We start from the raw sequence: 9,264 nt of genomic DNA, 5'->3' as shown, positions 1-9,264 counted from the left end.
CATTTTAGAACATTGAATGTACTCGATGATTTTAAGCGACAGGCATTAGCCATTGAAGTAGATACCAGTTTAACGGCTGATAGAGTGATTAGGACACTAAAACAGGTCATTGCTTGGCGAGGAAAACCAAAGCAGATTAGAGTGGACAATGGCCCAGAATTTACTTCAACGGTACTCGAAGATTGGGCAATGAAAAATGACATCAAGTTGGAATTTATAGAGCCAGGTAGTCCTTACCAAAATGGTTTTGTGGAAAGGTTTAATCAAAGTTACCGTGAAGAAGTGCTCGATTTATACTTGTTTGAGTCACTTCAAGAGGTACGTGAAATCACAGATGAGTGGTTAGATATTTATAATTTTGAGCGACCTCGTGATTCACTTGGTGATATGACACCGATTGGTTACCTTGAGGCTGCATAGAATTCTACGAAATAGCTGTACTAAATTGGGTGGAGTTACAAATAAAGACCACAATCAGAGGGCCGAGTGCCAATGTCACTCAGCTTAAAAGAGGTAATTATTTACACTTTATGATTTTGTTTGCTTTTTAATCTCCCCATGTTAACTTTTGTTACCATTGTGATTTTTTAATTTGTTTCTTGTTATTTGGAGGTTGGGGTGAATCTGATAAGCCGACTGATTTTTGTAGGAGTAGCCTTTGTAATAAATAGTGCTGATGCCAAAACGTTTACTATTGATGAGGATACTAGCTCAGTTCACTCGCTCGATGAAGAAAGTGGTGACTTTCAAACTCTAAAACATATTAGCGAAATAGTTAACTGGCCTGAAAATGGTACGGTTTTTGTCACCGAGCCTCATACAGTTATATATGTACCAGAACCAAATTTCTGCGGGTCAGATAGTCTTAGTTATAGAGTCGAGCCAGGCCCCAGTGATGATGACTCTATTGACCCTCCAACTCCTCCTATCAGCATAATGTCAACATTTGGTAGTTTTCCAAGTACCTATACAGAAACAGTTTCTTACAATGTTAGATGTATAAACGACCCTGTATTATTAAGTATATCAGGTTTACTTAATTTACAGTCAGGTAGCTCCAAAACAATACACTTTTATGCCAGTGATGTTGACTCATCCAATTTCTCAGTAGCATTGCAAGGAAGTACCAATGACTCTGTTTTGCATGCAGATAATTTACAACTCACTCAAGTTAGCCAAATTTATTATGAGAATGGAAAATACATAGCGCAGTGGAAATTACAAGTTGAAGCTCCGTCAGATACGGCGGGGCATACAACGATTCAACTTAGAACCTCGGATGGCGAAGGCTTAAGCAAACATTATTCGATAGATGTAAGTTTGAGAAGGCCAAAGAGAACCATTTTTATACATACAGATTTACTCGGCAGCCCTGTTGCGGAGACTACTTCAAGTGAAGATAACTGATCGTTTAACTAGGGAGAGCTTAAAGATGGACTCTAATTTAATTTTAACGTATTTAAAAAAGAGACTTACAGTTCTAATGTTTACAGCATTTAGTGCTGTAACGTTCGCTGATGTTCCGGTTATACCACCTAGCACGGAAGGAGATATTTCTCCACATACCTTGTTAAAAGACCATATTAGCGATTTTCCAACGGAACGTATTTCTATTCAGGATTTAAAGCTAGAACATACCTTTGTGACAAATGAGTTAGTGTTCCCTTCCGGCCAAAGCGTTCTTATCGGGTATAAAGCACAAGGTTTTAGCTCGGGTGTAGTATACGGTTTTTATGGTTTTGATGAATCTCGACATGGGTTTAGTCTAGAGGGCCAGACATCGGTCTATGGTACACGAGCTCTGAGAAGTTTTGGCTGCTTGGGGCAATTATCAGGCCTGAAGCTTAGCACCCAAAGCGCCACAGGAAGGGCTGCTTCAGCTCCTTTAGGGAGTACTTCTGCAACTAGGCACAGTCGCGATATAGCTGTATTTCAAGGAGGGGCGGTACTTCGATGTGTAAACACCAAGCCTGTTGTTATTTATCCCGATGGCATGAAAGTAAAGTTTGGTCATAAGGTAGCTACCTCTGGAGGGTACTATAACTGGCCAGTGGAAGCGCTACTGGATAAGTTTGGTAACACAATAAACGTAAATGGTAGCGTGTTAACCGTTATGGGTTCAACGGTTTCTTTTTCACATGATAGTGGCAGGCTTAAGTCAATTAATGTCAATAGCAACGGTAAAAACTATACCACGGAATTTGAGTACGACTCACTAAAGCAGATAGACAAAGTTACAGACCCAGAGGGGCGAGTCACAGGGTTCACGCACACTGGAGGGTTTACTGGCGGAAGCACATCGATAAAGAGTGTTGAGCTCCCATCTGGGCTAAAAGTGACATATGACTATTCAGGTTATTGGGAAGGTAGTCGTAATAGTTTAACGGTAAAATCAAAAAAAATTACAGGACCTCATGTAAAGCCGAGAGAGTTTTTTTACACCAGAATGGCGCCAGAGCTTGATTCACCAGGCTTTGATGGGCATCGAGTGCTAGCTTTTGAATACGCACTAGATAGCAGTGGCGACTCAATTTCTGGGGCTGATGGCTTCAGTGATGTTTACTATATCCATAGTAATGCAGATTTCCGAGGAAAAATATATAAACGAGAGCGCTATAGTGGCCCGTGGGAGCAAGGTATGATCCTTCACTCGAAATGGGAGGCTCACGAGCTACTTCTACGACAAGAAATTCAGTGGCAATATGCGACATTAGGCAGCGATTTATGTTTCAAGCAATTGAACTCACCATATTTTCAAAGCGCTTATGGTAGTGGGTGTGGTGTAGTAAGGAAAAAGCGAGAATATACCAGCTATAAGATGGACGACGGCTACGATACTTATGCAAAAGAGCACCTTAGCTATGATAGCTATAATAACTCTCTTAAGACTAGGTTTGTTAAACTTAACTTAGCTCAGCCTCCAACGGGTGATATTTCAGGAATGGTCTTTGAAGGGGCGCAGAAGTATGCAAAAGTTGAGCGTATGAACGACAACACAAAGCGGGTTATAGGTAAAGTTGCCAAAGAATACGCATCTACCAGCGATGGAAGCTATGTCTTGGTGTCGGAGAAGAAATATAATGCCGATCTAGAACCTACCGAGGTTTATCGTTTTGGTCAGCTAATTAAAACTGACGCGTACTATTCCCACGGGGGGTTATCAAGTACGACCTTCAATGTACAACAAAAGACTTCCACGGATAAAGTTAAAATTAGTTATGGCAGTAATTACGTTGGTGGCGTTGCACAGGTAACAACACGTAAACAACCACATGCAGATAATGAAATGAACAGCAAAGCGGCGGCTAATGTATTTGGTTGGGTCACGCAAAATGAAGCATTTGATGGTACTAAGACATATACTCGTTACGATGATATTGGTCGTATTGTTTCTTCTTACACAGAGAAAGACACTGACTTCGATAAAGAGTGGGTTGGCGAGCTATCTAGTTACGATGATACTAACCACACTCAAACGGTGATTCGCTGTAAATTAAATGAGCAAGCTACAGCATGTCTCAGTGATGAATTGTTTAAAACAGTTAAGCACTTTGATGGATACCGCAATGTGGTTAAAGTTGAATACCATGACTTGAAAAGTACTGATAATTCGGGTAGGTCGAGGTATCAGATATTTAAGTTCGATAAATTTAAGCGTAAGGAATTTCAATCGGTTACCTCTCAATTCGGTAGTGAAACGAAAGGTACAAGTATCGAATATGACCTGCTAGGAAGGCCTGTAAAATACACAACAACGGGTAAGGGAACTATCGTTAAAACATACAAAGTGGGTAACAAAATAGCCACTACCGACGCAGAGCAAAATACCACTACGACGACCTACTACTCCATTGATAGCCCAAGTTATCAAACAGCCACGAAAATAGAGTCTCCTGAGCAGGTTGTAACAACGATGCAAATCGATATTTTTGGTTTGCTTCACAATATCAAGCAAACGGGATTAAGCAAGTCAGGGACGTCAACCACATTGACCGAAACACGTAAATATGACAGCAACAAGCGGCTGTGCTTAGTTATTCGTCCAGACGTCGGTAATACCCTTATTGCTTACAATGCAATAGGGGAGGTTATATGGAAAAAGGCAGGCGTAAATAACACTCAATGCGTTAGCTCGAAACCCAGCGGTAGCGTCGCTTATTATTACAATAATACAGGAAAATTAAGAAAAGTTGACTACGTTGGAGAGGCCTTAGACCTTACCTATACTTACGATTTTGTTGGTAACTTAACTAAGTTGAGTAACTCAGAAGTGACACATACTTACAGTTATAACAACAAAGGGCTGCTGGAAGATGAAACGCTCTTAATTGCATCGCAGTTACCGATGCAGCTTGATTATAATTACGACTCATCTGGGCACCTTAGTCAAGAAGTTTACCCCGATGGCACGATTTTAAGGTACGAGCCTAATGGCTTTGGTGCGCCACAAAGTGTAAAAGAAATCGGGCCAAACAATACTGTAGCGCAAGTGTTTGCGACTAATGTGAAATACCATCCTACTGGTGATATATCAAGTTTTAGCTACGGTAATGGGGTTGAGTTCTCAATGTCTTTGGAGTCACAGACATCACGTCCACAACAGCTTAGCTATAAAAAAGGTAACACCTATATAGCTGATCTATCATATGGGTATAACAATAATGATAGCGTGACTAGTATCATCGATGGTGTAAATGACAGTTTTAGTTTGGAACGGTTAGACTACGATGGCTTAGACCGTTTGACCACAGTGTCGGGTAACGCAGGAATTGGTTCTAGCAACATAACGTATGATGGCTTTGGTAATATTACAAGTTATAGCAGCAAAGGTAGAGCCCTAGATTATAAATACGATTATTCTACAAATCGCTTAATAGCAGTATCTGGTGTTCAGGGTAAATATTCTAGCTTTGATTACACTACTAAAGGTAGCATAAAACATAATGGTGCATACTCAATGGTCTATAATGATGCAGATCAGATGGTGTCAGCAAAAGGGAATAGCTATCTTTATGACGGTTTTAACCGTCGCGTAAAACGAGTGGACAGTGAGGGAATAAGCTATAGCTTTTATAGCCAAGCAGGTACACTACTTTATAGTGAAAAATCAGATACCATCACTCTTGAGGGTACCAACTACATTTATTTAGCTGGCAAACTTATCGCAAAATATGGTGATGTGGATACTAGTCGTACGGTAACCCAAAGTAAACAATACTATAAGCCTTATGGTGAAACGGTTAACCAGTCAGAAGATGATATTGGCTATACTGGGCATAAGTTTGATACCGATATTAATTTAAGTTATATGCAGGCACGATACTATGATCCAGTTATAGGTCGTTTTTACTCGAATGACCCTTTATCTTTCAGGGGGATTCATAGTTTTAACCGTTATGCCTATGGCAATAATAATCCATATAAATATATTGACCCTGATGGGTTGAACTCAATTAATATATTGAGTGGGTTTGACCAGTGGGTGAAGATGTGGGAACCTGCCGTAGAGGTTGGAGAAAACATTTCATATTCTATACCGACGATAACCATTAATCCAACCAGACAGAATATGCGATCAATGGCATCAATTGCTTCTCTTGGTCTAGCAGCTGGATCTTTGACACCTTGCTCAGCTATATGTGGGGGGGCTCTTTGCTCATTGATATTGGATTAGGAACTGACAATCTAGCTAATGAAGAATATGGTGCAGCGGTATTAACTTTAATCCCTGGTGTAGGCGGAGAAGCTATTAATAGAGGATATAAAGGATTAAAAGTTACTAATACTCAAAAAGCTCATCAAATAGGGGCAACCTCAGGCATTCTTACAGGTCAAACCATCAACCAAGCAAAATCTAATGAAAAATCAACCAGTAAGAAAAGTAATCCAGAGTTTTTTGTTATTGAAATGCCGACTAGAGCGCAAAAGTTCAGAAACTGGAAAAGAGGTAGGGACCGCTAAATATGGAATGGAAAAAAGTACTAGTTATTGCATTTGGTATTATCTGGTTTGTACTAAGTGCGTTATTTATTATAGGCTTTGAACCTATAGAAAAATTGCTCGCTTGTATGTTTATGTTTGCAATTTGCTTTAGGTATATTTACGCTTTTTTTCTCAACAGACCTATGTATGTACCATATTCAGGTGAGGAGCTCCCTCCTACAGGAGAAAGAAATATAGCAAGATTTTTTTTATTTTTTGTAGGTGTAGTTGGTTGTACTTGTTTTACTTTCTACACTTTATTCGTTTAGAAAGTTAAAGAAATTAACGTGCATATATGATCATTCCGGCTGAGTCAATAGATTCAGCCGGACTTAAAATTGTTATTTCGTACCGGAACATATCAACCTTTTTTGCACCACTGTTCCAATAATTAGTCGATCCTGAAACCAATTTAATTTATTGAATTACTTGAAGATCTAAACGAGCTTACTACCCTCAAATTGCAACTTTTTTGAATCACACAACCAAAACATTGCAATTTGAGTGTAAAAATGAAACCAAAACCAACCATACAAACACCACAAAAGCACCTGTTTCAAGTCGAGCTTATTGATATTGTTTCACCGCGTCATGAACTCGTGAAATTGGCAAAACTCATTGATTGGCAGCGTCTAGAGGTTGAATTTAAACAGCATTATGGCGATAAAGGCGCTGGCGCCAAGCCTATCCGCCTACTTGCGGGTCTCGAATACCTGAAACAAATTCACAAACTGTCTGACGAAAACACGGTGGCCATGTGGAGCGAAAACCCGTATTGGCAATATTTTTGTGGCATGCAATTTTTTACGCATGAACCACCTTGCGATCCCAGTTCAATGACACGCTTTCGCAAGCGAATTGGTGAGGATGGCGTTGAGTTAATGCTGTCACTCACGGTAGATGCGGGCCTTAAAAGTAATACAATTAAGCCTTCAAGCTTGCGAGAAGTGGTCGTGGATAGCACCGTCATGGAGAAAAATATCGCCCATCCAACGGACAGTAAACTACTAGAAAAATGCCGCAATAAACTGGTTGGCTTCGCTAAGCAAGCCGGCATTGTGCTTAGGCAAAGTTATGAACGAGTAGGCCCTAGGGCGCTCAAAAGGTGGCAAGTTATGCGCATGCCAAACAATTCAAACGCATGAAGAAGACACTGAAAAAACAGAAAAACTATCTCAGGCGAGTGATGAAAGACATCTTGCGGAAAATCACCGAGCAACCAAGCAAGGAATTTTTCGATACCCTACAGCAGGCTGAGCGACTGTTAAAGCAAGAAAGAACGAGTAAAAACAAACTCTATAGCCTACATGAGCCGGGTGTTGAATGTATCGCCAAGGGGAAAAGCGCAAAGCCATATGAGTTTGGTGTCAAAGTGAGTGTCGCAACCACATTGAAAGAGCAGTTTGTGGTGTGCGCTCATGCAATGCACGGCAACCCCTATGACGGTGACACGTTATGGGAAACGTTGAGAATAGTAGAAAACGTGACAGATAAAAGGCCATACAGCTGTTTTGTAGATAGAGGTTATCGCGGGCATTTTGCAGAACGTTATGATGTGTATATTGCAGGGCAAAAACGTGGAGTGACGCCGAGCATTAAGAAAAAACTCAAGCGACGCAATGCGATAGAGCCAATCATTGGGCACATGAAACAAGATGGTCACTTGGGTCTTAACCGCTTAAAAGGAAAGCTCGGTGACAAGCTTAACGCAGTGCTTGCGGGTGTAGGTCAAAACTGCCGTAAAATCCTAGCCCAGCTGCGGCTTTTTTATGCCTGGATTTTATATCAGTTATTAGCAGCGAAAAGCGCTGCGTAATAACAGAACTATCGATAAAAATGATGCTCAGACTGGACTAATCTAGTACTGCCAATCTAAGCACCAAAACACCAATATTCAGAATCGACTAAGTAGCAACACAGATGGTGTGATCATGTCAAAACGCCTTGGTAATCACACCTATCCATATTAAGTTAAGGATGTGCTTGTAGTGATTGCCATGGGATCACCGGAGCATTATTGCTGTTTACTCGATTGAACTCACTTAAGTAAGGGGTTGGACCGCTAAAAAATCCGGTATTTCTTAAGTAGAATCCACCTTGCGCTTCACCACCTTGGTAATCAAGTCTTGAGCCCTTAGCAGCCGTCGCGTCATAAGTAAATCTTGCTTTGTTAAGTTCAACCCAGTTCCCGTCGGTATCACGAAGAAATTGGCGGTTGTAGAATGCTTTACGTTCAAGCTGCCCAGCGGCAGGTATAAAGTTTTCTAAGAAGCTGTGGGGCCTTGCTACGTAAGTGTTCGTTTCTGGCCGACTAAATGCTGCGATGAGTTGCCATTGGCCAACTTCTGGCGCGTAGAAATAACCGCGATATTCAGTGTGCCCTTGATGGTTTGTACTTGGCTGAATATTCACCAAAAAGCGATATGTGGTATCGGGCTGCCACTGGTAGCGTAAATAGCTCTGTCCACCCGAGCCCTCGTTGCCAAACTGACCCACATAAACACCTTCACCTTTATCTAATAATTTGATTTTGAGGTTATCAGGGATCGTGCTTGGGTCGTCTGTGTGATATGGACTCCAAACTGAAAATAACACGCGTCGTTCGGTTGCAGAATTGACCTGAATACCAAAGTAGCCTTCGCCGAATCCATTCGCCATAAAATATGAGCCCTGTGGATCGTAGCCCGATGGTACGGTGACTTCATTATAAAACCAGTTGTAGTTTTTATTATTATCAGGCACTGGATAATTAAGGTGTACCGAAGGGCCTCGACGTCCCCAGTAGAAGTCTTCCTTAACGTAGTTTGGAGCTGGGGTCATGGCTTCACCATCAAGCGTCAGTCCAGTGATGGCGGGAAAAGTGCTATTTCGTCCGTTCGTTAGAGTAACGCCAGATATTTGGACGGTCTGATAGCCAATTTTGGAGACTTTAAACTCACCTACTTTAAGCTTTGTTGGGCTCTGCCTATCAAGGTTTAAAGTAACCTGTTTGCTGTTGTGAGCCACTAGCAATGTACTCGGTGTACTGGGCTTATCAATATGTAAATATAGCGTGTAGGTGCCAACATTATTTGCATAAAAATAGTGATTGAATGTTAGCTGCTTATCCTGCCAAGGTTCGATACCGGTCTGAGAGATCAATTGGCTGCTTGCATCTATATCGTTATTGACCCAAGCATTACCGTAACTGCTGATGTAAGACTCTTGTGCCGATGTTAAAAATGAGGCGCACAGGAATATGGGTGCCATTATCTTGTTCTTCATCTTAAGTTCCTTGAATGG

At 41.1% G+C, this 9,264-nt stretch carries 6 protein-coding genes and 1 pseudogene; 6 read left to right on the top strand and 1 reads right to left on the bottom strand.

The genetic code is table 11. The features are described 5' to 3' along the window. The 6 genes and pseudogenes from CEX98_RS16070 to CEX98_RS16045 all read left to right on the top strand — a co-directional run. The coding region (locus tag CEX98_RS16070; protein WP_143484348.1) for an integrase core domain-containing protein at positions 1–420 on the top strand (420 nt) is incomplete at its 5' end. A 198-nt stretch (positions 421–618) separates the two neighbouring features. After that, complete coding sequence (locus tag CEX98_RS16065; RefSeq protein ID WP_099643045.1) at positions 619–1,407, top strand: Ig-like domain-containing protein; 789 nt, start codon at positions 619–621, stop codon at positions 1,405–1,407. Positions 1,408–1,483: 76 nt separating this feature from the next. Next, entirely contained in the window at positions 1,484–5,674 is a 4,191-nt protein-coding gene (locus CEX98_RS23325; RefSeq protein WP_172439787.1) for an RHS repeat-associated core domain-containing protein, read from the top strand. Beyond that, entirely contained in the window at positions 5,653–5,961 is a 309-nt protein-coding gene (locus CEX98_RS16055; RefSeq protein WP_099643043.1) for a hypothetical protein, read from the top strand. The genes CEX98_RS23325 and CEX98_RS16055 overlap by 22 nt, the downstream gene beginning before the upstream one ends. 2 nt (positions 5,962–5,963) lie before the next feature. Beyond that, positions 5,964–6,251 (top strand): hypothetical protein, encoded by a 288-nt coding sequence (locus CEX98_RS16050; RefSeq protein ID WP_099643042.1) that lies wholly within the window; start codon positions 5,964–5,966, stop codon positions 6,249–6,251. Between the two features lie 243 nt (positions 6,252–6,494). Beyond that, a pseudogene (locus CEX98_RS16045) lies at positions 6,495–7,798 on the top strand (IS5 family transposase). A gap of 155 nt (positions 7,799–7,953) precedes the next feature. Here the strand turns inward: CEX98_RS16045 and CEX98_RS16040 are convergent. Next, positions 7,954–9,246 carry a DUF3472 domain-containing protein gene (locus tag CEX98_RS16040; protein WP_099643041.1) on the bottom strand — a complete coding sequence of 431 codons (1,293 nt, stop codon included), beginning with the start codon at positions 9,244–9,246 and terminating at the stop codon, positions 7,954–7,956. Positions 9,247–9,264: the final 18 nt, after the last annotated feature.

The sequence above is a fragment of the Pseudoalteromonas piscicida genome (assembly GCF_002744175.1).
GTDB classification, from domain to species: domain Bacteria; phylum Pseudomonadota; class Gammaproteobacteria; order Enterobacterales; family Alteromonadaceae; genus Pseudoalteromonas; species Pseudoalteromonas piscicida_B.
This window is presented reverse-complemented; position numbering and strand designations above follow the sequence as displayed.

What these genes read in the sequence shown, in the direction of transcription:
- CEX98_RS23325 (WP_172439787.1), top strand. Translation starts at nt 1,484, where the DNA reads ATGTTTACAGCATTTAGTGCTGTAACGTTCGCTGATGTTCCGGTTATA.
- CEX98_RS16050 (WP_099643042.1), top strand. Translation starts at nt 5,964, where the DNA reads ATGGAATGGAAAAAAGTACTAGTTATTGCATTTGGTATTATCTGGTTT.
- CEX98_RS16040 (WP_099643041.1), bottom strand. Translation starts at nt 9,246, where the DNA reads ATGAAGAACAAGATAATGGCACCCATATTCCTGTGCGCCTCATTTTTA.